The following is a 22,239-nucleotide window of genomic DNA, read 5'->3' as shown; positions in this document are numbered from 1 at the left end:
TCACGGGAATCGGCACGATGAGAGCAATCATCAGAGTCTCTATCACAGGTGACAGCGGTTCGACGCTCAGGAACAAACTAGCTGGCATTGCCGACAACTATGATTTTCGTACAGGTCCAGGTGGCTCGAGTACGGGGACATGGCAGAACTCAAACATCAGCGAATCCGACTTTGCAAAATTTCAAGCCAAGTATTGGGACGCGATTGCCAGCCATCCCGGACCAGGCACTTTGGACAATCTTTGGTGCACCATCGATACGTGGCCTCACCCAGAAAATCACGACGATAATATGGAAAAGAAGCTGATTGAATTGGGCCTAATTCCCGGAGACGAAAAATGACCGAGTTTACAAGTCAGACCGACAGCGACGGCATTGCCACGATCACCTGGGATGTACCGGGCAAATCCATGAATGTGATGTCTTATGAGGGGCTTGCGCAGATCGATACGCTGATAGATGAGGCGCTGGCCGATGAGGCGGTGAAGGGCATCGTCCTGACCTCGGGCAAGGCGGGCTCTTTCGCGGGTGGGATGGACCTCAACCTCATCGCCAAGATGAAGGCGGATGCGGGCGAGACCCCGGCCAAGGGGCTCTTTGAGGGCGTGATGGACATGCACCGCCTGCTGCGGAAGATCGAGCTGGCCGGGATGGATCCCAAGACCCAGAAGGGTGGCAAGCCGATTGCCTGCGTCCTGCCCGGCACGGCGCTTGGGATCGGGCTGGAGCTGCCGCTCAGCTGTCATCGCATCTTTGCCGCCAACAATCCCAGGGCCAAGATCGGCCTGCCCGAGATCATGGTGGGCATCTTCCCCGGTGCAGGCGGCACCACGCGGCTGGTGCGCAAGATGGGCGCCATGGCTGCCTCGCCCTTCCTGCTGGAGGGCAAGCTGGTCGATCCGGTGAAAGCGAAAGGCGCGGGTCTGATCGACGAGGTTTCTGACGATCCGACGGCCGACGCCCGCGCGTGGGTGCTGAGCGCCAAGGATGCTGATTTGGTGAAGCCGTGGGACGCCAAGGGCTATAAGATGCCCGGTGGCGCGCCTTACCACCCGGCGGGTTTCATGACCTTCGTGGGCGCCTCGGCGATGGTCAACGGCAAGACCCAAGGGGTCTATCCGGCGGCCAAGGCGCTGCTTTCAGCAGTTTACGAAGGGGCGCTGGTGCCTTTCGACACCGCGCTAAAGATCGAGGCGCGCTGGTTCACCTCCGTTCTGATGAACCCCTCGTCGGAGGCGATGATCCGATCGCTTTTCATCAACAAGGAAGCGCTGGAGAAAGGGGCCGTGCGCCCGCAGGAGGTGGCCGATCAACGTGTGAAAAAGCTGGGCGTGCTCGGTGCCGGTATGATGGGCGCGGGGATCGCACTGGTCTCCGCACAGGCGGGCATCGAGGTGGTGCTGATCGACCAGACTCAGGAGGCGGCAGACCGCGGCAAAGACTATACGGCCAAGTTTGCCGACAAAGGCATTCAGCGCAAGAAAACCACGCCGGAGAAGAAAGAGCAGCTTCTCAGCCTCATCACGGCGACCAGCGATCTCGACGCACTCAAGGGCTGTGACTTGATCATCGAAGCGGTCTTTGAGGACCCGAAGGTCAAGGCCGAGATGACGCAAAGGGTCGAGGCGGTGATCCCCGAGGATTGCATCTTTGCCTCCAACACCTCCACCCTGCCGATCACCGAGCTGGCCAAGGCGTCAAGCCGTCCTGAGCAGTTCATCGGCATCCACTTCTTCTCGCCCGTGGAAAAGATGCTGCTGGTGGAAATCATCAAGGGCAAGGGTACAGGCGACCGCGCGGTGGCCAAGGCGCTCGACTACGTGCGCCAGATCCGCAAGACACCGATTGTGGTGAACGACGCCCGCTTCTTCTATGCCAACCGCTGCATCATTCCTTACATCAACGAAGGCATCCGCATGGTGGCCGAAGGGGTTGAGCCTGCGCTGGTCGAGAATGCGGCGCGTCTGGTCGGCATGCCGCTGGGTCCGCTGCAACTGGTTGATGAGACCTCGATCGACCTCGGCGCCAAGATCGCCCGCGCCACCAAGGCTGCCATGGGTGACGCCTATCCCGACGCTGCCGTGGATGACGTGATCTTCTGGATGGAAGGCGAAGGCCGGTTGGGCCGGAAGTCTTCTGCAGGGTTCTATGCCTACGACGAAAAAGGCAAACGCCAGGGGCTATGGGAGGGGCTGGCAGCCCAATACCCCGTGGCCGACGATCAGCCGGAGCTGACGGATGTGCAGCACCGCCTGCTCTTTGCGCAATCGCTGGAAGCGGTGCGCGCGCTGGAAGAGGGCGTGCTCATGGACATCCGTGAAGGGGATGTGGGCGCGATCCTAGGCTGGGGCTTTGCACCATGGTCCGGCGGCCCGCTCAGCTGGCTCGACATGATCGGCGCGCCTTACGCCGCCGAGCGCTGTGACCAGCTGACAGACGCCTTTGGAGACCGCTTTGCCTGCCCGAAGTTGTTGCGCGAGATGGCAGCGAAGGGGCAGAGCTTCTACGGCCGATTCAGTAAGACCGCCAAAGCTGCCTGAAGCGGGCACGCAGTGCCAAGGCGGTGGCCCAAAGGCCCACCGTACCTGCCGGTCCTGACCTCTGTGCTGGCAGGTGGGGTGGGCTTTCAGGCCACCCCTCGTCGCTCGGCCCGGTGTCCGAAGTCCGGTCTAATGCCCGAATACATAGCCAAACCGCGCGATGTCCTCCGCGCAGAGCCGTGCGACAAGATCGCGGCTCTGTGCATCATAGGCCTTGGCGTATTGTGGCGGGCGCTCCGAGCGGTTCACATGGGGCAAGGAGAGTGTGAAGCCGAGGTGATCCCACAGCGGGGCGGCATCACGTTCAAAGGCTTCCAAGCGAATATAGAGGTTGCAGCGCTCGACGCCCTCTATGTCCTGCATGTAGCTGCGCGCGGGACTCGCCTGCAAGCTTTGTTGCACAACGGGCTCCTGCAAAAACCTCTTGAAGTCATAGTCTCGCGCCAGAGCGACCGCCGGGTGGTCAAAGCTTTGCACCTTCAGCCAGTGATAGTAGCTCACGACCCGGTCCCACGGATTGCGGATCAGCGTAAAGGTGAACATTGCGCCAATATCTTCCGGTGTCAGCACCCCATCTATGTCCGCCAGAGTTGCATGTTTCCACAGACGCCCTCGGGCGTTGAGATGCGCGAGGCGCGCTTTGCGGCGGCGGGCCTTGGGCGTGTCACCAATCAAAATGTCCTCTTTCATCGCGCGCGCCTCAAGCGCCGTAGCCAGCGATGTGCCGCCCGTTTTCGGGATATGTACGAAAATGTACCGGCGTCCAGGTGAGATGATCACCGGCACCTCCTGCCGGAAAGACCGGCCTTGAAGTGCTGTTTGCAAATGTAAGACAATTGACTTTCCAGATCTGGGACGACCAATATCCTGATAGCCGGACCGCAGGGCGCGTGCCAGGGGCAAAGGGGAGGACATACATGGGCTGGATGAGCGATGAGAGCGGGCTGGAGAAATGCGCCGCGAACTATGTGCCTCTCACCCCACTATCACATCTGACGCGCGCGGCGCATGTGTTTGCCGAGCACCCGGCCGTGATCTACGGCAGGCATCGGGTCACCTATGCGCAGTATCACGCGCGCTGTACCCGTCTCGCCTCTGCACTCGCCGGGCTGGGCGTTGCACCGGGCGATGTGGTGGCCACGCTGCTGCCCAATGTGCCCGCGCAGATAGAGGCGAGCTTTGGCGTACCAGCTTGCGGTGCGGTGCTGAACACGATCAACACCCGGCTGGATGTGGATACTGTGGCCTACATCTTAGATCACGGTGAGGCGAAGATCGTGCTGGTGGACAGCCAGTTCCTTGAGCTTGCAGAGGCAGCCTTCGCCCGGATGGAAGGGCCCACGCCCAAGCTGATCGAGGTGCCGGACGTACTGGCGGACTATCCGGCATCGGGACGACATGACACTTACGAAGAGATGTTGGCGGGGGGGGATCCGGGTTTTCACTGGGTCCTGCCGCAGGATGAGTGGGAGGGCCTCGCGCTGAACTACACATCTGGCACCACCGGGCGGCCGAAGGGCGTCGTCTATCATCATCGCGGGGCCTACCTGATGACCATGGGGACGGTGGTCAGCTGGCGTATGGTGCTGCACCCGGTGTATCTTACCATCGTGCCACTGTTTCACTGCAACGGCTGGAACCACACTTGGATGATGCCGCTATTGGGTGGGACCCTTGTCTGCTGTCGGGACATAAGCGCGTCCGCGATCTTCGGAGCCGTAGCAGAAGAAAAAGTGACACATATGGGCGGGGCGCCCATCGTGCTGAATATGCTGGTAAACGCGCCCGAGGACGCGCGTCGCCACTTCGATCATGAGGTGCAGGTCTTCACTGCCGGGGCCCCTCCAGCCCCTGCCACGCTTGCCAAGACTGAGGAGTTGGGGTTCAACGTCACGCAGGTTTACGGGCTGACCGAAACCTATGGGCATGTGACCGAATGCCTGTGGCGCGACGCGGAGTGGGACGACCTGCAGGGCCCGGAGCGCGCTGCGATCAAGGCGCGCCAGGGCGTGGCCTTCCCGATGATGGAAGACATCACCGTTCTGGATGCGGAGATGGCGCAGGTGCCGAAAGACGGTTGCGCACAAGGCGAGATCATGATCCGGGGCAATTCCGTCATGAAGGGATATTTCAAGAACCCGCAGGCGACGCAGGAGGCTTTTGAGGGTGGCTACTTCCATTCCGGTGACATCGCGGTGCAGCATCCCGACGGCTATATGCAGATCGCCGACCGCGCCAAGGACATCATCATCTCGGGCGGAGAGAATATCTCATCCGTTGAGGTGGAGGGCGTTCTGATGGGGCATGAGGATGTGCTGCTGGCTGCGGTGGTGGCGAAGCCGGATGAGAAATGGGGGGAAGTGCCCTGCGCCTTTGTCGAGTTGAAGCCGGGCGCGGAGCCTGATGCGCCGGCATTGATCGCCTTTGCGCGCCAGACGCTTGCAGGGTTCAAGACACCGAAACATGTGGTCTTTGACGAGTTGCCCAAAACATCGACGGGCAAGATCCAGAAGTTCGAGCTGCGCAAACGGGCGCGCGAGATGGGATGACCAAAGGCGGTGGCCTGAAAGCCCACCGCACCTGCCGGTTGCCCGGGTTGCCACGCCAATGATAGGTTGGGGCAAAGCCAAAACGAGCAGCGTCGCCCCATCATGACAGCCCTGAAAAAATACGCGCGGCTGGAAGCCAGCGGTCTGTGGCGCCCCACGCCCGACGATCAGCGGCGCGAGGTGGTTGTTTCCATTGGAGATGCCACCTTGGTCATCACCGACATGCAGGACCGGCCTCTGACGCATTGGTCACTGGCAGCCGTGCAGCGCGCCAACCCCGGCGAGCGACCTGCGATCTATTTCCCCGACGGTGATCTTGGCGAGACCTTGGAGCTGGCAAAGGATGAGGCGCAGATGATCGAGGCCATCGAGACGCTGCGCCGCGCCGTCGAGCGGACCCGGCCCCGACCGGGGCGTCTGCGTTGGCTGGGCATGGCGCTCTCTGCCTGTGTTGTTTTAGCAGGTGCGCTGTTCTGGGTTCCAAAAGCCCTGACCGATCACAGCGTTGCCGTCGTGCCGCAGGTCAAGCGCGTGGAGATTGGCGACGCGCTGCTACAGCGGATCACGCGCATGACCGGCCCTGCCTGTGACGAGGCTGCAGGCCAACGCGCGCTGAGCACCTTGCGCGCACGGCTCAGCGTGGACCGCATCAGCATTCTTCCCGGCGTGAGCCGGACCAGCCTGCATCTGCCCGGCGGACATATCCTGCTGAACCGTGCTCTGGTGGAGGATTTCGAGGAGCCAGACGTGGTCGCGGGGTTTGCGGTGGTGGAGCACAGCCTCTCCCGACAGAATGACCCGCTGCGAGATTTGCTGCGCAGGAGCGGCAGCTGGGCCAGCTTTCAGCTTCTGACCACTGGGACGCTGGATCCGGAGATCCTGGACCGCTATGCGGAACATCTGCTCACGCAGCCTCCCGCGCCACCTGATCCGGACACGCTCTTGCCCGTCTTTGCGGCGGCGGAGCTGCGCAGCACGCCTTACGCCTACGCCCGTGATATCACCGGCGAGACCGTTCTACCGCTGATCGAAGCGGACCCGATGCGGGGGCAGCCACCGCGACGTCTGCTGAATGATGCCGATTGGCTGCGATTGCAGGCAATCTGCGGTGGCACCTGACCACAGAGCCGCGCGAACAGGCTCAGTTCTGCGGGCGGCGCGGCGTTGTCCGCGTCCAGACATCATCCATCCGGGCAGCACCGCCCAGGGTTTGCTCGGCCCGGCGCGGGTTTAGCCGGTCATCCTGCCAGGCACTGCGATAGCCTTCGGGCACTTCAAACTGCTGCTCGTTGCGACGGCTCTCATAGAGGTGTTTTGGCAAAACGCGGGTGGTCCGAGACACGCCCTTCGACTGCGCATTGCCCTGCGTGACAACCGTGCCCACCGGTGCCGTTGCAGCCCTGCGCGGCGCCACAGCATCATCGGGCACCAACGGTCTGGCAGCGGGGGTGAGCACCAGCACATCGCGCGGTTGAGGCACCGGCGCGGGTGCAACAGCCCCAGAAAACGTCGGCTCCAGACCGCAGACAAGCCTGCGATCCCGCGTGACGCGCGGCACCCAGCGCACCGCACCCGGCTGACCGGCCCGGATAAAGGCACAGCCGGCGCTGTCCACATATTGCAGACCCTGGAAACTTTCAGGCGGGCGCTCACGCGGGCCAAGGGTGCCTTGCGCCCAGGTTGGCCCGGACACAAGACCGCAAAACGCGGCCAAAAGAACGGCATATGATTTCACGATGATCACATCCTTTGCGGTCCTGTCCGGCGACGTTGCCTCAGGACCATGCACAAAGCAAGGAGGACGGGCGCCCGGCCCAAGGCTCACTTGGTGCCGAACATCCGGTCACCCGCATCCCCGAGGCCCGGAACGATATAGCCGATGTCGTTCAGCTTTTCGTCAACAGCCGCCGTGACAATCGGCACATCGGGATGTGCCTCTTCCATGCGGCGAATGCCCTCAGGCGCGGCCAGCAGGCAAAGAAAGCGGATGTTCGTCGCCCCCGCTTTCTTGAGCAGATCAATGGCCGCGACCGAGGAATTGCCCGTGGCGAGCATGGGATCGACCGCAATCACCAGGCGGTCATCCAGGCCTTCGGGCACTTTGAAATAGTATTGCACCGGCTGCAGTGTCTCTTCATCCCGGTAGAGGCCGACAAACCCGACCCGCGCCGAGGGGATAAGCTCCAGCACACCGTCCAGAAGCCCGTTGCCCGCCCGCAGGATCGAGATAAGCGCCAGTTTCTTGCCATCGAGTGTCGGTGCATCCATCGACTGCATCGGTGTCGCGATACGCTTGGTGGTCATCGGCAGGCCGCGCGTGACCTCATAGGCCAGAAGCTGGCTGATCTCGCGCAGCAACTGGCGAAAAACGGCTGTCGGCGTTTCCTTGTCGCGCATGATGGTCAGTTTGTGCTGCACAAGCGGGTGATCTACGACGGTCAGATGGTCGGACATGGGCTACCTTTTGATGATCTTTGGTCCGGTTTAGGGCGGTTGAAGCCGCTTTGGAATGCCTGCCGGTGGTTTTTTGCACGCATCTCGCTCTCGAGGCGATGCCGCGCCCTGTCGACTTATCCAGCAGGAACCGGAACGCCCAGATGACGGGCGACGATGGCGGCGACGTCCTGAAACCCCATATGGCCCAGGGCCTGCGGACCGATCCCCGCAATCAGAACCGGCACGCGCTCACGCGTGTGATCCGCGCCTACCCAGGTCGGGTCATTGCCGTGATCCGCTGTCAACACCAGAATATCGTCCCTGCGCAGACGCCGGATCAGCTTGCCGATCTGCCCATCAAACCACTCCAGCGCGCGCGCATAACCCGACACGTCCCGCCGGTGACCATAGAGACTGTCGAACTCGACGAAATTGGCGAATGTCAGACTGCCATCTTCGGCAGTGTCAACGAGATTGGCGAGATGGTCCATCAACATCCTGTCCGGCCCCTTGCGGATATGATCGATGCCCTGCATCGAAAAGATATCGCCAATCTTGCCAACGCCATAGACAGTCTGCCCGGCGTCCTGCACCCAGTTGGTCAGGATCGGACGCGGCGGCGACATGGCAAAATCGCGCCGGTTGGATGTTCTCTCGAATTTGCTTTCAGGTTTGCCGACAAAGGGCCGCGCGATCACACGACCGACCCGCATGTGGTGCAGCCGCGGCGCAAGCGCCTCACACAGAGACATCAATTTCTGAAGCCCGAATGTCTGCTCATGCGCGGCGATCTGAAAGACCGAATCTGCAGAGGTGTAGCAGATGGGTTTGCCTGTCACGATGTGTTCTGCGCCGAGCGCATCGATGATATTCGTCCCGGAGGCATGACAATTGCCAAGAATACCATCCGTTCCCGCCAGATCGGCCACCAGCGTTGTCAGATCCGCCGGGAACGCAGGCTCTTGCCTGGGAAAGTAGTGCCAGTCCCAAGGGACGGGCACGCCCGCCAATTCCCAGTGCCCCGACGGCGTGTCCTTGCCTTTGGAGACCTCCGTCGCAACGCCCCAGGCCCCCAAGGGTTCCTGCCCTAGACCCAGCGCGAACTGACCGCTGGCAAGCTGCACCGCACGCCCCAACCCCAACGCATCCAGCGTTGGCAGCCGAAGCGGCCCGACGCGGCCCTCTGCAGCCTGCCCCTGGGCACAGGCCCGCGCAATATGGGCCACTGTGTTTGCGCCCTCATCGGACACATCGCCGTTGAAGTACATATGAGCGTCAGGTGCCCCGCCAATACCAACCGAATCCATCACCACAAGAAATGCGCGCGCCATCACCCCACCCTTTCCAAGATCAGGTCCGGCACCTGTACGCCCATCTCCGGCCGGACAGTGACCGCTGAACGCACGATTGCAGCAGCCTGATCCGCCGCATCGGACCGGGCCGCATGCACCACAGCCAGAGGCTGCCCCGCCGCCACCTTTGCACCAAGCCGAACCACCTCGCCCAGCCCGACGGCGGGGTTTATCTTGTCGGTCTCGACCATGCGCCCGCCGCCCAGCCGGACCACTGCAAGACCCAAAGCCTCACCATCAATGGCCGTCACGTAGCCTGCCTCGGTTGCTTTCACTTCGCAAATGACTGGCGCCTCTGGCAGGAACCGCCCCCAATTCTCCACAAAGCGCACCGGCCCGCCCATCGCTGCAATCATCCGGCCAAAACGCTCCGCCGCGCGCCCATCCTGGATGGCCGCTTCGATCCTGCGGGATCCCTCCTGCGCATCCGTAGCCAGCTCGGACCCAGCCAAAAGCTGCCCCCCAAGCGCAACCGAAATGTCAAAAAGCGCACCCTGCGCTTCCCCGGCCAGCACGCGCATGGCCTCGGCCACCTCCAGCGCGTTGCCGACGCTCGGCGCAAGCGGTTGGTTCATATCACTGATCACCGCCGTGGTCTTGCAGCCAGCGGCATTGGCGGTCTCCACCAGCGCCGTGGCGAGGGCCCGTGCGGAGGCCATATCCTTCATGAAGGCACCACTGCCGGTTTTCACGTCCAGCACCAGCCCGTGAAGACCGGCTGCCAGCTTCTTCGACAGGATGGAGGCGGTGATCAGATCGAGGCTGTCCACGGTCGAGGTTACATCCCGCACCGCATAAAGCCGCTTGTCCGCAGGGGCGATATCCGAGGTGGCGCTGACGATGGCACACCCGGCCTGCCCCACAACGTCGCGAAACCGGCTCTCGTCCAACCGGGTGGCCAAACCCGGGATCGCCTCAAGCTTGTCCAATGTCCCGCCTGTATGGCCCAAGCCGCGACCGGATATCATCGGCACAACGGCCCCGCAGGCCGCCAGCGCGGGTGCCAGCACCAGCGACACGCAGTCCCCGATGCCCCCGGTGGAGTGCTTATCGAGCACCGGCCCATCCACCCCCCAGGACAAAACCTGGCCACTGTCCCGCATGGCCAGCGTCAGCGCCACGCGCGTCGGTTTGGTCAGCCCGTTCAGACAAATCCCCATGGCAAAGGCACCGGCCTGCGCGTCGCTCAAGCGCCCATCGGCCAGGCCCGCCGCCGCCCACTGCACATCTGCGGCCTCAAGCTCCACACCATGGCGCAACCGCGCCAGCAAGCTCCGGGCCGTCACCTCGCTCACAGATCCATATGCCCTGCGTTGAAAACGCCCGGCAGCAGGTCACCCACGGTTGTCACCTGCTCCACCCCACCGGTGGTCGCCATGGTCACGCGGGCCCCGCCATCTGCGAACTCCGCCAGCTTCTGTCGGCAGCCCCCGCAGGGCGTGACCGGAGTGGGAGAGCCCGCAATCACATAGGCCTCGGTCAGCCGCGACTCGCCCGCAGCCACCATCGCGGCAATCGCCCCTGCCTCGGCGCAGGTGCCCTCAGGATAGGCCACATTCTCCACATTGCAGCCCGCATAGATCGCACCCGAAGCGCCGCGCAAAGCCGCACCCACCTTGAAATTCGAATACGGCGCGTAGGCGTTGTCGCGCACCGCTGCCGCCGCTTGTCTCAGATCATCAGACATCGACACCCCGTCCAATCGCACCATTTTTCTTTGAGCTTACCACGTCGCACCGCCAAGTCCCAAGGTCGACCCAAAAGTTCAGATCAAAGCTGAAAACCGCGCGCCAGCGGCAGACATCATCCGGGTCGCCTAACGAGGCAGAACCACCGTTTGAAACGCTCCGGGCAGCGCCACTTCAAGCAGCTCCAGATTGTCTGTCGTGGGTGTGTAGCGCACCGGCATGCCCGGCGGGACCACAAAAGCATCACCCGCAGCTAGGTCATGCGGCGCGCGCCCTTCACCTTCCAGCACCAGGCCCCCCTCCATCACAAAGGTGAAGAGAATGTCACCGTCATGCTGCGTCCACGGGCTGTCCGTCCCGTCAGGTCGCACCACATGCACAGCCGCCACATCGCCGGTGTGCGCAGCAATGGTCGTGTCGCGGCTTACAAACCCCGGCACACGAAACGCGTCCCACGTCGCCTCATCCGCCCTGTGATGCACAAAGCGCTGGCCCTGAAACACCCGGTCGGGATTTGCAGGCCCGTTGGGCAGTTCCATGTCATGATCAATGGTGGTGACATGCTCCGCAGGCACCCCGATCTCGATCACCTCGATGTTATCCGAGGCATAAAGCACCCGATGGCGGATCTGTGGCGGCTGGATCACGCAATTGCCCGCATGTAGCCGGAACGGCTCCCCCTGGTCCTCATAGACCAGATCAACCCAACCGCGATAGCAGAAGATCAGCTGAAACCCGACCGTATGATAGTGCACCATGTCGGGCACCGGCCCGCCATCGGGAATACGAATGTGGCTGGCGATGATCGACCCGCCCAGCCGATCCGGGATCAGATCGCGATACTGCATCCCCGCCCGCCCGATGATCCACGGCGCCTGATCCGCCAGCCGCCGCACGGTAAAACTGTGCACCGTCTCCGGCATGATCAGAGGCTCATGCAAAGACCGCACTTCAACCCGCGTGCCATTCGGCGCCACCAGGTCACGCTGCCCAGCGGCCACCTCATCCGGAACCTCCGCCAGCAGCCGCAGCAGCCCAGGCGATGCCTGCGCATCCTTCTCCACACGGACCCGCACCCCATGACCAGAAAACACCGCCACAGATGGATCATCGGCGGGGTAGATCATCTCCATCCGCATCCCCAAGACCTTCGTGAAAAACGGAATATCGTCGCGCAACTCCTGCGTCGGCAACAGCACCTCAGCCCTGATCTCACCCATTCTCACCCCTCAGATCTGCGCCGCACCCTGCGCCCCGCCGCCCGCTTTGGCAAGACACCCCCCGCTTCTTCTGGCCAGAAATATCCCGGGGAGTGTGAGGGATCGATCCTTGTTCGCCATTGGTTCGAGAACAATGGACGATGCCCCTCACCCATTCAACACCTTGGCCACTCTGCACAACTAGTTTAACACTAAACTATTCGAGGGCAGGAGACAGCACGACCATGAGCGACACCACGAACCTGCGGCAGGCCGCGCTCGACTACCACGAATTCCCCAAACCCGGAAAACTGGAGATCCGCGCCACCAAACCGCTCGCCAACGGGCGCGATCTGGCGCGCGCCTACTCGCCCGGCGTGGCCGAAGCCTGCCTTGAGATCAAGGAGGACCCCGCCGCCGCCGCCCGCTACACCGCCCGCGGCAATCTCGTGGCCGTGGTCTCCAACGGCTCCGCCGTCCTGGGCCTCGGCAACATCGGCGCGCTTGCCTCGAAACCGGTGATGGAGGGCAAGGCAGTGCTCTTCAAGAAATTCGCCGGCATCGACTGTTTCGACATCGAAGTGGACGAGGCCGACCCTGAGAAGCTCGCCGACATCGTCTGCGCCCTCGGCCCCACCTTCGGCGCCATCAACCTCGAAGACATCAAGGCCCCCGACTGCTTTACGGTCGAGCGCATCTGCCGCGAACGTATGAACATCCCCGTCTTCCATGACGACCAGCACGGCACCGCCATCGTCGTGGGTGCCGCCGCCAAGAACGCGCTGCATGTGGCGGGCAAATCCTTCGAAGACATCAAGATCGTCTCGACGGGCGGCGGCGCTGCAGGCATCGCCTGCCTCAACATGCTGCTGAAGCTGGGCGTCAAACGCGAGAATGTCTGGCTCTGCGACATCCACGGGCTGGTCTATGAGGGCCGCGAAGTCGACATGAACCCGTCGAAAGCCGAGTTCGCGCAAGCGTCCGATCTGCGCACGCTTGAGGACGTCATCCCTGAGGCCGACATGTTCCTCGGCCTCTCGGGTCCCCGCGTGCTCAGCCCCGAGTTGGTCCGCAAAATGACCAACCGCCCGATCATCTTTGCCCTCGCCAACCCCACCCCGGAAATCCTGCCCGAGCTGGCCCGCGAGGTGGCCCCCGACGCCATCATCGCCACAGGCCGCAGCGATTTTCCCAATCAGGTCAACAACGTGCTCTGCTTCCCCTTCATCTTCCGGGGCGCGTTGGACGTGGGCGCGACGACGATCAACGACGAGATGCAGCTGGCTTGTATCGACGGCATCGCGGAACTGGCCCGCGCCACCACTTCCGCCGAGGCCGCCGCCGCCTATCAAGGCGAACAGCTCACATTCGGCGCAGACTATCTGATCCCAAAACCCTTTGACCCCCGTCTGGTCAGCGTCGTCTCCTCTGCTGTGGCGCAAGCGGCTATGGAGACCGGCGTGGCCACACGCCCCATCGAGGACCTCGAGGCCTACCGGGCGAAGCTCGACGGTTCGGTCTTCAAATCCGCGCTGCTCATGCGCCCGGTCTTCCAGGCCGCGCGCCAGGCCCCGCGCCGCATCGTCTTCGCCGAAGGCGAGGACGAGCGCGTGCTGCGCTGCGCGCAAGCGATGCTGGAGGAAACCACCGAACGCCCGATCCTCATCGGCCGCCCTGAGGTGATCGAGACCCGCATCGCGCGCGCGGGCCTGACCCTGACGCTCGACAAGGACTTCGACCTAGTGAACCCGGAAAATGACGCGCGCTACCGCGACTATTGGGAGACCTATCACGAGCTTATGGCCCGACGCGGCGGCACACCCGACATCGCGCGCGCGATCATGCGCACCAACACCACCGCCATCGGGGCCGTGATGGTGCACCGGGGCGAGGCCGACAGCCTGATCTGCGGTACCTTTGGCGAGTTCAGCTGGCACCTGAACTACATCATCCAGATCCTCGGACGCGACGATCTGCACCCCGTCGGCGCGCTCTCCATGATGATCCTCGAAGACGGCCCGCTCTTTGTCGCGGACACGCAAGTCCACCTGCACCCCGACCCGGATCAGATCGCGGAGATCGCCATAGGTGCTGCCCGCCATGTGCGCCGTTTCGGGATCGAGCCGCGCATCGCCTTCTGCTCGCAATCGCAGTTCGGCAATCGGGGTGACGGCACCGGCGGGCGGCTGCGCGCTGCCATCCGCATGCTGGATGCACAGGGCCACGACTTCTGCTACGAAGGTGAGATGAACATCGACACGGCCTTCGACCCGGAACTGCGCGCCCGCATCCTGCCCGGCAACCGCATGCCGGAAGGGGCAGCCAATGTGCTGGTCTTCGCGCACGCCGATGCGGCATCGGGTGTGCGCAACATCCTGAAGATGAAAGGTGGCGGACTGGAGGTCGGACCGATCCTGATGGGCATGGGGAATCGCGCCCACATCGTGTCACCCTCAATCACCGCGCGCGGGCTGCTGAATATGTCCGCCATCGCTGGCACACCTGTCGCCCACTACGGGTGAGCGTCGCAGGAACCTGATCCGCTTAAGGGTACCGCTGACATTGACTCGCGCCAAGGTGATCGCGCGCGCGTTGAAGGGCAACGGAAGGTCATTACGTCTGTTGGGACATAGATGCTCCCCTTCCGGAAAGGATGACCCGATGAAACCTGCACTTCTGATCTTGCCGATGTTGATGCTGACCGCTTGCGCCGAGGTGTTGTCGGAGCGAACCAGCACCGTCGAGGTGCGTGGCAAGACCTACCCAGTCAAAACGCAAACACTGAAAGCGGGCGAGCGGGTCTATGATGTGTCGCGCGTCAACGTCCGTGGTCGGACTGAACGCTGCTTGATCGACAGTCCGGGTGATTGTCAGGCTGCCGCCCTCGAAGCCCTGCGCCCCCGCGTGGAGGCGCGCTGATGCGTCGCTCACGCCCTGGGCTGCCTTTTCATCCGCTAAGGCGATACTGCTCCCACCGTGCACCTCGCAGCCCCGCTGCGATGCAAGGGCGCCACTTTTGATGCACACATCTCACATGTTGGAGGCATCTGCACGCTGAACCGCTGATGACGCAGGTCGCCCGGCCAGCGTCACTCAGGGTCGTCCCTATCAAAAGGCCGCCCTATCTTGTACGCAGCAGACCACGTCTGGCGCGAATATGCGTCACCGTTAGCCCTCACAGGCTTGCACGCCCCCGCACCTTGCGCATAACGATGGCGCCGAGGACCAATGAGGGGGAGTTTTGTCCATGACCTACCGTGCCACCTATGATGCCAGCATGGCAGATCCCGACGCATTCTGGATGCAGGCCGCAAAGGCCATCCACTGGACAAAACCCCCGAGCAAGGCGCTCTTTGATCGCGGCGACAATATGTATGAGTGGTTCGCGGACGGGCTGACCAACGGCTGCTACAACGCAGTGGACCGTCATGTGGAGCAAGGGCGCGGAGATCAGCCCGCGATCATCCATGACAGCCCGATCACAGGAAGCAAATCGACGCTGACCTACGCGGAGCTGCAAACCCGTGTGGCCTCTCTGGCGGGGGCGCTGGTTGCGCAGGGCGTGACCAAGGGCGACCGGGTGATCATCTATATGCCAATGGTGCCTGAGGCATTGGAAGCGATGCTGGCCTGCGCCCGCATCGGTGCCATTCACTCGGTTGTGTTCGGTGGCTTTGCCGCGCATGAGTTGGCCGTGCGCATTGATGATTGCGCGCCCAAGGCGATCCTGGCAGCCTCTTGCGGGATCGAACCGGGACGGGTGATCCACTACAAGCCGCTGCTTGATGACGCGATTGCACAGGCTCAGCATCGCCCGGATGTCTGCCTCATCCTGCAACGCGAACAGGAACGGGCGGACCTGATCCCGGGGCGTGATCTGGATTGGCACGCCGCGCAGGAGGGTGTCGCACCCGCCGCCTGTGTGCCGGTCGAGGGCAATCACCCCGCCTATATCCTTTATACCTCCGGCACCACCGGCGCGCCCAAGGGCGTCGTGCGCCCCACCGGCGGGCATCTGGTGGCGCTGAACTGGACGATGAAGAACATCTACCAATGCGACCCGGGCGATGTATTCTGGGCCGCCTCCGACGTGGGCTGGGTCGTGGGCCACAGCTACATCTGCTACGCGCCGCTCATCCACGGTAACACCACCGTCGTCTTTGAGGGCAAACCCGTTGGCACGCCGGACCCCGGCACCTTCTGGCGGGTGATTTCCGAACATAACGTGCGCAGTTTCTTTACTGCGCCCACGGCCATCCGGGCGGTGAAGCGGGAGGATCCGAAAGGCACCTACAAGGCGAAATACGACCTCTCCGGCCTGCGCGCCCTGTACCTTGCAGGAGAGCGTGCCGACCCGGACACCATCGAATGGGCCCAGAACCTGCTGCAGGTGCCGGTCTATGACCACTGGTGGCAGACCGAGACGGGCTACACCATCGCGGGCAATCCCGCCGGGCTCGAGGCGCTGCCCGTAAAGATCGGTTCGCCCACCGTGGCGATGCCCGGCTATGACGTACAGATCCTCGATGAAGCGGGTCACCCGCAGGCGCCGGGCGAACTCGGCGCCATTGCAATCAAGCTGCCGCTGCCGCCGGGCACACTGCCCACACTCTGGAACGCGACCGAGCGGTTTCAGAAGAGCTACCTGACCACCTTCCCGGGCTATTACGAGACCGGGGATGCGGGCATGATCGACGACGACGGCTATCTCTACATCATGGCGCGCACCGATGACGTGATCAATGTCGCAGGCCACCGGCTTTCGACCGGCGCGATGGAAGAAGTGCTCGCCGCGCACCCGGATGTGGCCGAATGCGCCGTTGTCGGGGTCTCCGATGCGCTGAAGGGGCAGTCCCCGCTGGGGCTTTTGTGCCTGACCTCGGGCGTGAACCGACCCCACGACGAGATCACGCAGGAATGCGTGAAGCTCGTGCGCGATCAGATCGGGCCGGTGGCGGCCTTCAAGACTGCCGTCGTCGTGGACCGGCTGCCCAAGACCCGCTCGGGCAAGATCCTGCGCGGCACGGTGGTGAAGATCGCCGACAGCCAGGCGTTCAAGATGCCCGCCACCATCGACGACCCGGCGATCCTCGATGAAATCAAGGCGGCGCTGCAAACCGTTGGCTACGCCAACTGACATGCGCTGGCTGGGCCGCCTCATCCTTGTCTTTCTGATAGGCCTCATCGCTGTTCCTCTGGGCTTTCGGGGGGCAGCCACCTTGCGCGAGACCCAACCACTTGCCGCTGTGCTGCCTGACAGTGGCAGGCTGGTCGCCACGACCGAAGGCCAGATCTTCGTGCTGGAATATGGGCCAAAGGACGGGACGGTTCTGCTCTTTCTGCACGGAACGGCGGCTTGGTCCGGCCTCTGGCAACCGACATTGGAGACGATGGCTGCCCTGGGATATCGCGCCATCGGGTTTGACATGCCGCCCTTCGGCTTCTCGGAGCGCGCGGCGGATGGGGACTACAGCCGCACACGCAGCGCAGATCGCCTGCTGGCCCTGATCCAGACAATGGAGATCCGCCCTGTGCTGGTGGCGCATTCTTTTGGTGCGGGCGCGGGTGTTGAAGCGGCCATGCGCGACCCGGATGCGTTCGCCGGTCTTGTGGTGGTCGATGGCGCGCTTGGGCTCGATAGCCACCTGACGGACAAGCCCCTGCCCTTGCCCCTGCGCAGCGCAACCATGCGAGAAATGGCGCTGTCCGCCACGGCCACCAACCCGTTGCTCACCAAACGCCTACTGAAATCTCTGATCCATGTGAAAGAGGCCGCAAGCGATGAGGTGGTTGCAGTTCTGCAGCGCCCCATGGTGCGGATGGGCAGCACCGCCGCCTTTGCCGAGTGGTTGCCTGCCTTGCTTGTGCCGCCCATTGAGGCACGGTCCACACACCCGGAAGCCTATCGCGCTCTAACCCTGCCGACGGCCTTCCTATGGGGCGAAAAAGACAGCGTGACCCCCCTCAACCAAGGGGAAATACTCGCCGCGCTGGTGCCCGGCGCCAAGTTGAGTGTTCTGCCCGGTCTCGGGCACATCCCTCAGGTGGAAGGCCCTGCTCAGTTCGAGGCAGCTTTGGCGTCCGTACTGCCTGCTCCTTGAACGTAAAAGGACGGCCCCCTTGGGACCGCCCTTTAAAAAATCAGCCTCGACGAGGTAATTACGCGGCTGATTTATGCTGTGCGATGAAGGCGTCGATCTGGCGCTCTGCCTCATCCCTGGCCACGCCATAGCGCTCCTGGATGAGCCCGGCGAGGCGCGCGCGGTCGCCCTCCGCCTGGTCGATCTCGTCATCGGTCAACTCACCCCATTTCGATTGGACCTGACCCTTCATCTGTTTCCAGTTGCCTTTGATAATGTCCCAGTTCATTGGTCTCTCCTTTGCAGTTGATCTCGTTGAACCGAGCATATGGGCATCACATGCTCTTGCCGGGCCAACGCCACATCGCCGGACTTGGTTCCCCGAAAAAAGTGATCGGCAGGCCGGTTTTCGCGCATTGCGCGAACCCCGCGTGCCTCGTAGGCTTTCCGCAACGTCATGAAGGAGACGACCGATGCGATACGCCCTGCCGCTGCTGCTCAGCAGCCTCGCCCTCCCCGCCCTCTCGGCCGAGCGCACGCGGATCCAGGTGACCGGTGAGATCATCGACACCTGGTGCTATTATTCGGGTGTCATGGGGGGGCCGGATGCTGTGGTGGGCTCGGCGCATCACACCTGCGCGCTCTGGTGCTCGGCGGGCGGTATTCCGGTCGGCCTGCTGGCCGAAGACGGCACCGTCTACATGGTGCTGAAGATCGCACAGGATGCCGGTTCCGCCAGCGGCGACACGCAGCTCAGCCTCGCCGCGCATACGGTGACCGCCGATGGCATGGTCTATGAACGCGACGGGCTCAACTACATCGTGGTGAGCGAGGTCGTCAGCGACATGGACATCGTGACCCCCACCCATGAAGACTATGGCACCGTGCCGCCCTTCTCTTTCCCGGAGCCTAAATGATGCGCAAACTGACAGCTCTCATCGCCCTGATCGCCAGCCCTCTAGCGGCGCAGGATTTTTCCGAAGGCTCCGAGGCGCGCTCCTGGAACCTCTACGCCGAAGTGCCCGCGCGCTTCGAGGCGAGGGTCGTCGATGTGCTCTGCGAGCTCAGCGGCGATTGCCCCGAGAACTGCGGCGATGGCACCCGGCAGCTGGGGCTCATCCGTACAGCGGACGACGTGATGGTGCTGCCGATGAAGAACTCCCAGCCCGCCTTCACCGGCGCCGTGGCCGAGCTTGCGCCCTTCTGCGGGCAGGTGATCGAAGTGGACGGGCTGATGGTCGAGGACGCGGATCTGAACGCCCGCAACATCTATCTGGTGCAGCGGATCAAAGCGGGGGGCGCCGACTGGATCAAGGCCAATACCTGGACGAAGAAATGGGCCGAGGCGCACCCGGAGGCGGCGGGCAAGGGGCCCTGGTTCCGTCGCGATCCGCGCATCAAGGAGATCATCGCCTCGGAAGGCTACCTCGGGCTTGGGCTTGAGGCAGACGCGGCTTACGCGGAAGAGAATTTCTGATGCTGCGCGCGTTGGCGCTGGCCGTGCTGGCGGCGAGCGGGGCCGCGGCAGAGACGCCTCTGCCCTTCGATCTGGGGGGCGCCTACGCGCTGACCAACCAGTTCGGCGAGACCCGCACGCAGGCGGACCCCCAAGGCCATGCGCAGCTCTTGTTCTTCGGCTACGCCAATTGCCTCAACATCTGCTCGGCCGCTCTGCCGCTCATGGCCGAGGTGGTGGATATGCTCGCCGAGGAGGGCATCGCGGTCACCCCGGTGATGATCACCGTGGCACCGGAACAGGACCGGATCGAGACCATGGGCGCGCCGCTTGCGGAAATCCACCGGGATTTCATTGGCTTGACCGGAGATCAGCGGGCTTTGCAAATAGCCTATGACGCCTTTGCAATAGCGGTGGAGCCGCTCTTTGAAGACCCCGAATACGGCTGGATCTATTCGCATGGCAGCTTTGTGCATCTGCTGGATGGTGAGGGCGAGATGCTGACGCTCCTGCCGCCCGTTCTGGATGCAGACCGTACTGCCGACATCGTACGGGGCTATCTGGCCCCGCGCGGGTAGTGGGGGCCAGCCCCCGCCTGAGCCTTTGGCTCAGTCTCCCCCGAGATATTTTTGGCCAGAAGAAGCGGGCTGTTCCTCCGGTGCGGGCCTCAGCTCGTAGGGTGCTGCGATGTCCCACACGTGCTGCGGGATCATGTTCTTCATTTTTGCCGGAGCGGCGCGGCGCAGGTGCAGGATGGTCTCGGCCGCCTTCATCTCGACCCGGGCGCGGGCAAACTCCAACCCGCGGGGGCCAAAGCGCGGCTGCAGCCAGCTGACGAGGGGGCGGAGCCACTCTGGCATCCGGCGCAGCGGCAGGCCGCCTGCCGCGCGCTCGGTGTTGGCGACAAAGCCTTTCACGGCGCCCGCCCGCTTGCCCGCGCTGCCCGGGGCGCTCAGCCGGATATCAGGCCCGAGGGCCGCCAGCATCTCGGCCCCTCTGTCGTTGCGCACCAGCAGCCACTGCTGGCCCTCGCCGCCCATATAACCCACCGTTATATCGGCAAGCGCATTGGTATAGTCGACACAGGTCCGACAGGTGAGCGGAAAGAAATCTTGCGGCAAGTCGGAAATGGGCAATTTGAGAAAAGGGATGAGACGCTGGCGCCCGTCGGTGTAGCGCAGTTCGACTCGGTAGTCCGCTCGAAACTCAAGGTAGTCTATCGCGTCAGGATCCGTATCCAGAAGGCCGAGAAACTTATGGAAGTTCTCGGTTGTGGTATTGTCCGAGCAGGGTGTGCCGATCACGTAGAGCCGCTCCAGCCCCAGCTCTGCCTCCAGGCAGCGCAGCGCGTAGATCTGGCAGGGGATGCCGATAACGGCCAAGCGCGTGAACCCCTGCGCCTGGGCCTGTTCCAGCAGAGCAAGAAGCGGCGCATAGCCCATGCGCATCCCCCGCGCCTGCGCCATATCCGCTGCTTCGGTAATCAGCGCAGGGTGCGGGCGCCAGCGATCCGTCGCGTCCGGGATCATTGTCAAAACCGCCTGCACCGCATTTTGCTCCAGCAATCGCGCGCCCAGTGAGGTTGTGATACCCGTCCATTGCGCGCCGGCGCGAGGCACCACCATTTCAGCCCGGTACATCGCTTGGAACGGTCCGAAAAACCGCTCGTCACAATGACTGCGCGCGCGCGCGTGCACGCGTGTCTCCAGCGCGGGATAATCGGGCGCGATGAACTGGCAGGCGTGCCCGCAAGCCTTGGCGTTTTTCATTCGTGACACCCCGCAATCGGTACAGAGCCCGCGCGGGGCTGCCGGACCGATTTCCGGCGTCAGGATCACGTGAATTGCTCGTTGATAAGCCGCTCCTCAAGCCCGTGACCAGGGTCAAAGAGGATGCGGTGCACCACCGTAGGGTCGGATTGGATCTTCACACGCAACACATCCATCACGGAGTTCGCGTCCGCCTCGGCCATGACCGGGCGTTTTTCCGGTTCCAGCACGTCGATCTCGACAACCGCCGTCATGGGCAGCAAGGCACCGCGCCAACGCCGAGGTCGGAAAGCGCTCATGGCGGTCAATGCCAGGACTTCGGAGCCGATGGGCAGAATGGGGCCGTGGGCTGAATAATTGTAGGCGGTGGAACCGGCAGGCGTGCTCACCAGAGCCCCATCACAAACGAGTTCAGCAAGCCGCAGTCGCCCGTCTACGGTGATTTTGAGCTTTGCCGCCTGTGGGCCGGCGCGCAGCAGCGATACTTCGTTGATGGCAAGGGCTTGGGTCACGGTGCCGTCCGCGCCAGTGGCGACCATGCTCAAGGGGTTCAACTCCGCCTCTTCAGCAGCGGCAAGACGGGCAGGCAGATCCGTCTCGGAGTAGGTGTTCATCAGAAAGCCGATGGTGCCGCGGTTCATGCCGTAGACCGGCGCACTGAGGTGTTGAGCTGCATGCAGTGTCTGGAGCATGAAACCGTCGCCACCAAGAGCCACAATCACATCCGCCTCCTCTGGCGTTGCGTTGCCATATCGCGTGATCAGTGCCGCCCTGGCGGTTTGTGCCACCTCGGCATGAGCCGCAGCGAAGGCAATTTTTTCGGGCATCGAGGTTTCCGATCCAGGACTTATTGATCCGAAACAAGCACATATCCGGCCCGGTGACCAGCGTTGCGCGGAATTGGCGCGCCTTGCGTGATTGCGTGACAAAGCCCAAGCCCTTATGAATGCCGCTAAGACTGGCCCAGACGTCGCTTTACTGCCTTTCCCGGCGGTTTGGTTTCCGATAGGAAACCGCAAAATTTGCTCATTCGAGAGGGAGATCCCCATGAACGCCCCGCACCGTGCCCCTGGTTTTTTTACACAGTCTTTGTCTGAGAGTGATCCTGAGATCTTCGATGCTGTGACCCGGGAGCTTGGCCGTCAGCGTGACGAGATCGAGCTGATCGCCT

21 protein-coding genes are annotated in these 22,239 nt (G+C 63.0%); 11 read left to right on the top strand and 10 right to left on the bottom strand.

Going from position 1 to position 22,239, the window contains the following annotated elements:
* The first annotated feature begins 17 nt into the window (after nucleotides 1-17).
* Both So717_RS15155 and So717_RS15150 read left to right on the top strand, forming a co-directional pair.
* Nucleotides 18-341, top strand: coding sequence for a hypothetical protein (locus So717_RS15155; protein ID WP_159978801.1), 324 nt, complete (start codon nucleotides 18-20; stop codon nucleotides 339-341).
* Nucleotides 338-2,539 carry a 3-hydroxyacyl-CoA dehydrogenase NAD-binding domain-containing protein gene (locus So717_RS15150; RefSeq protein ID WP_159978799.1) on the top strand — a complete coding sequence of 734 codons (2,202 nt, stop codon included), beginning with the start codon at nucleotides 338-340 and terminating at the stop codon, nucleotides 2,537-2,539. The genes So717_RS15155 and So717_RS15150 overlap by 4 nt, the downstream gene beginning before the upstream one ends.
* A 129-nt stretch (nucleotides 2,540-2,668) precedes the next feature.
* Here the strand turns inward: So717_RS15150 and So717_RS15145 are convergent, their stop codons facing one another.
* Entirely contained in the window at nucleotides 2,669-3,319 is a 651-nt protein-coding gene (locus So717_RS15145; protein WP_159979408.1) for a sulfotransferase family 2 domain-containing protein, read from the bottom strand.
* A gap of 137 nt (nucleotides 3,320-3,456) precedes the next feature.
* Between So717_RS15145 and So717_RS15140 the strand changes: the two genes are divergently transcribed.
* Both So717_RS15140 and So717_RS15135 read left to right on the top strand, forming a co-directional pair.
* On the top strand, nucleotides 3,457-5,088 hold the full coding sequence (locus So717_RS15140; RefSeq protein ID WP_159978797.1) for an AMP-binding protein: 1,632 nt from the start codon (nucleotides 3,457-3,459) through the stop codon (nucleotides 5,086-5,088).
* 102 nt (nucleotides 5,089-5,190) lie between these two features.
* The gene (locus tag So717_RS15135) at nucleotides 5,191-6,207 is read left to right on the top strand and encodes a M48 family metalloprotease (RefSeq protein ID WP_159978795.1); all 1,017 of its coding nucleotides are present in this window, start codon (nucleotides 5,191-5,193) and stop codon (nucleotides 6,205-6,207) included.
* A 22-nt stretch (nucleotides 6,208-6,229) separates the two neighbouring features.
* Here the strand turns inward: So717_RS15135 and So717_RS15130 are convergent, their stop codons facing one another.
* From So717_RS15130 to So717_RS15105, 6 genes are all read right to left on the bottom strand, one after another.
* Nucleotides 6,230-6,823 (bottom strand): hypothetical protein, encoded by a 594-nt coding sequence (locus tag So717_RS15130; RefSeq protein ID WP_159978793.1) that lies wholly within the window; start codon nucleotides 6,821-6,823, stop codon nucleotides 6,230-6,232.
* An 86-nt stretch (nucleotides 6,824-6,909) separates the two neighbouring features.
* Entirely contained in the window at nucleotides 6,910-7,542 is a 633-nt protein-coding gene (gene upp / locus So717_RS15125; protein WP_159978791.1) for a uracil phosphoribosyltransferase, read from the bottom strand.
* Between the two features lie 116 nt (nucleotides 7,543-7,658).
* Nucleotides 7,659-8,855, bottom strand: coding sequence for a phosphopentomutase (locus tag So717_RS15120; protein ID WP_159978789.1), 1,197 nt, complete (start codon nucleotides 8,853-8,855; stop codon nucleotides 7,659-7,661).
* The gene (locus So717_RS15115) at nucleotides 8,855-10,162 is read right to left on the bottom strand and encodes a thymidine phosphorylase (RefSeq protein ID WP_159979406.1); all 1,308 of its coding nucleotides are present in this window, start codon (nucleotides 10,160-10,162) and stop codon (nucleotides 8,855-8,857) included. Before So717_RS15115 ends, So717_RS15120 begins: the two co-directional genes overlap by 1 nt.
* A 5-nt stretch (nucleotides 10,163-10,167) precedes the next feature.
* The gene (locus So717_RS15110; RefSeq protein ID WP_159978787.1) at nucleotides 10,168-10,563 is read right to left on the bottom strand and encodes a cytidine deaminase; all 396 of its coding nucleotides are present in this window, start codon (nucleotides 10,561-10,563) and stop codon (nucleotides 10,168-10,170) included.
* Nucleotides 10,564-10,692: 129 nt separating this feature from the next.
* The gene (locus tag So717_RS15105; RefSeq protein WP_159978785.1) at nucleotides 10,693-11,784 is read right to left on the bottom strand and encodes a cupin domain-containing protein; all 1,092 of its coding nucleotides are present in this window, start codon (nucleotides 11,782-11,784) and stop codon (nucleotides 10,693-10,695) included.
* A gap of 224 nt (nucleotides 11,785-12,008) precedes the next feature.
* On the opposite strand from So717_RS15105, the gene So717_RS15100 reads away from it, so the two are divergent.
* The 4 genes from So717_RS15100 (at nucleotide 12,009) to So717_RS15085 (ending at nucleotide 17,864) form a co-directional block, all read left to right on the top strand.
* Nucleotides 12,009-14,285 (top strand): NADP-dependent malic enzyme, encoded by a 2,277-nt coding sequence (locus So717_RS15100; RefSeq protein ID WP_159978783.1) that lies wholly within the window; start codon nucleotides 12,009-12,011, stop codon nucleotides 14,283-14,285.
* A 139-nt stretch (nucleotides 14,286-14,424) separates the two neighbouring features.
* The gene (locus So717_RS15095; protein WP_159978781.1) at nucleotides 14,425-14,682 is read left to right on the top strand and encodes a hypothetical protein; all 258 of its coding nucleotides are present in this window, start codon (nucleotides 14,425-14,427) and stop codon (nucleotides 14,680-14,682) included.
* A 328-nt stretch (nucleotides 14,683-15,010) separates the two neighbouring features.
* A complete protein-coding gene (locus So717_RS15090) occupies nucleotides 15,011-16,900 on the top strand; it encodes a propionyl-CoA synthetase (protein WP_159978779.1) in 1,890 nt (629 codons plus the stop codon).
* A gap of 1 nt (nucleotide 16,901) precedes the next feature.
* Entirely contained in the window at nucleotides 16,902-17,864 is a 963-nt protein-coding gene (locus tag So717_RS15085; protein ID WP_159978777.1) for an alpha/beta fold hydrolase, read from the top strand.
* A 58-nt stretch (nucleotides 17,865-17,922) separates the two neighbouring features.
* On the opposite strand, the gene So717_RS15080 is transcribed toward So717_RS15085, so the two are convergent.
* Nucleotides 17,923-18,132 carry a CsbD family protein gene (locus tag So717_RS15080; RefSeq protein WP_159978775.1) on the bottom strand — a complete coding sequence of 70 codons (210 nt, stop codon included), beginning with the start codon at nucleotides 18,130-18,132 and terminating at the stop codon, nucleotides 17,923-17,925.
* A 184-nt stretch (nucleotides 18,133-18,316) separates the two neighbouring features.
* Between So717_RS15080 and So717_RS15075 the strand changes: the two genes are divergently transcribed.
* The 3 genes from So717_RS15075 to So717_RS15065 are packed head-to-tail and all read left to right on the top strand — an operon-like array spanning nucleotide 18,317 to nucleotide 19,877.
* A complete protein-coding gene (locus tag So717_RS15075) occupies nucleotides 18,317-18,760 on the top strand; it encodes a hypothetical protein (RefSeq protein WP_159978773.1) in 444 nt (147 codons plus the stop codon).
* Nucleotides 18,760-19,320 (top strand): hypothetical protein, encoded by a 561-nt coding sequence (locus So717_RS15070; protein ID WP_159978771.1) that lies wholly within the window; start codon nucleotides 18,760-18,762, stop codon nucleotides 19,318-19,320. The genes So717_RS15075 and So717_RS15070 overlap by 1 nt, the downstream gene beginning before the upstream one ends.
* Nucleotides 19,320-19,877, top strand: a complete 558-nt coding sequence (locus So717_RS15065) for an SCO family protein (RefSeq protein ID WP_238840979.1) — start codon at nucleotides 19,320-19,322, stop codon at nucleotides 19,875-19,877. Before So717_RS15070 ends, So717_RS15065 begins: the two co-directional genes overlap by 1 nt.
* A 30-nt stretch (nucleotides 19,878-19,907) precedes the next feature.
* Here the strand turns inward: So717_RS15065 and So717_RS15060 are convergent, their stop codons facing one another.
* Together So717_RS15060 and So717_RS15055 are read right to left on the bottom strand one after the other, a co-directional pair.
* Nucleotides 19,908-21,068, bottom strand: coding sequence for a Coenzyme F420 hydrogenase/dehydrogenase, beta subunit C-terminal domain (locus So717_RS15060; RefSeq protein WP_174239053.1), 1,161 nt, complete (start codon nucleotides 21,066-21,068; stop codon nucleotides 19,908-19,910).
* Nucleotides 21,069-21,133: 65 nt separating this feature from the next.
* Nucleotides 21,134-21,895, bottom strand: coding sequence for an NAD kinase (locus So717_RS15055; protein ID WP_159978769.1), 762 nt, complete (start codon nucleotides 21,893-21,895; stop codon nucleotides 21,134-21,136).
* Nucleotides 21,896-22,239 lie beyond the last annotated feature (344 nt).

The organism is Roseobacter cerasinus, from assembly GCF_009811755.1.
GTDB lineage: Bacteria > Pseudomonadota > Alphaproteobacteria > Rhodobacterales > Rhodobacteraceae > Roseobacter > Roseobacter cerasinus.
The sequence above is the reverse complement of the archived record's forward strand: the minus strand, read 5'-3'. Positions and strand labels throughout refer to the sequence as shown.

What these genes read in the sequence shown, in the direction of transcription:
- So717_RS15155 (WP_159978801.1), top strand. Translation starts at nt 18, where the DNA reads ATGAGAGCAATCATCAGAGTCTCTATCACAGGTGACAGCGGTTCGACG.
- So717_RS15150 (WP_159978799.1), top strand. Translation starts at nt 338, where the DNA reads ATGACCGAGTTTACAAGTCAGACCGACAGCGACGGCATTGCCACGATC.
- So717_RS15140 (WP_159978797.1), top strand. Translation starts at nt 3,457, where the DNA reads ATGGGCTGGATGAGCGATGAGAGCGGGCTGGAGAAATGCGCCGCGAAC.
- So717_RS15135 (WP_159978795.1), top strand. Translation starts at nt 5,191, where the DNA reads ATGACAGCCCTGAAAAAATACGCGCGGCTGGAAGCCAGCGGTCTGTGG.
- upp (WP_159978791.1), bottom strand. Translation starts at nt 7,542, where the DNA reads ATGTCCGACCATCTGACCGTCGTAGATCACCCGCTTGTGCAGCACAAA.
- So717_RS15120 (WP_159978789.1), bottom strand. Translation starts at nt 8,855, where the DNA reads ATGGCGCGCGCATTTCTTGTGGTGATGGATTCGGTTGGTATTGGCGGG.
- So717_RS15110 (WP_159978787.1), bottom strand. Translation starts at nt 10,563, where the DNA reads ATGTCTGATGATCTGAGACAAGCGGCGGCAGCGGTGCGCGACAACGCC.
- So717_RS15105 (WP_159978785.1), bottom strand. Translation starts at nt 11,784, where the DNA reads ATGGGTGAGATCAGGGCTGAGGTGCTGTTGCCGACGCAGGAGTTGCGC.
- So717_RS15100 (WP_159978783.1), top strand. Translation starts at nt 12,009, where the DNA reads ATGAGCGACACCACGAACCTGCGGCAGGCCGCGCTCGACTACCACGAA.
- So717_RS15095 (WP_159978781.1), top strand. Translation starts at nt 14,425, where the DNA reads ATGAAACCTGCACTTCTGATCTTGCCGATGTTGATGCTGACCGCTTGC.
- So717_RS15090 (WP_159978779.1), top strand. Translation starts at nt 15,011, where the DNA reads ATGACCTACCGTGCCACCTATGATGCCAGCATGGCAGATCCCGACGCA.
- So717_RS15085 (WP_159978777.1), top strand. Translation starts at nt 16,902, where the DNA reads ATGCGCTGGCTGGGCCGCCTCATCCTTGTCTTTCTGATAGGCCTCATC.
- So717_RS15080 (WP_159978775.1), bottom strand. Translation starts at nt 18,132, where the DNA reads ATGAACTGGGACATTATCAAAGGCAACTGGAAACAGATGAAGGGTCAG.
- So717_RS15075 (WP_159978773.1), top strand. Translation starts at nt 18,317, where the DNA reads ATGCGATACGCCCTGCCGCTGCTGCTCAGCAGCCTCGCCCTCCCCGCC.
- So717_RS15070 (WP_159978771.1), top strand. Translation starts at nt 18,760, where the DNA reads ATGCGCAAACTGACAGCTCTCATCGCCCTGATCGCCAGCCCTCTAGCG.
- So717_RS15065 (WP_238840979.1), top strand. Translation starts at nt 19,320, where the DNA reads ATGCTGCGCGCGTTGGCGCTGGCCGTGCTGGCGGCGAGCGGGGCCGCG.
- So717_RS15060 (WP_174239053.1), bottom strand. Translation starts at nt 21,068, where the DNA reads ATGAAAAACGCCAAGGCTTGCGGGCACGCCTGCCAGTTCATCGCGCCC.
- So717_RS15055 (WP_159978769.1), bottom strand. Translation starts at nt 21,895, where the DNA reads ATGCCCGAAAAAATTGCCTTCGCTGCGGCTCATGCCGAGGTGGCACAA.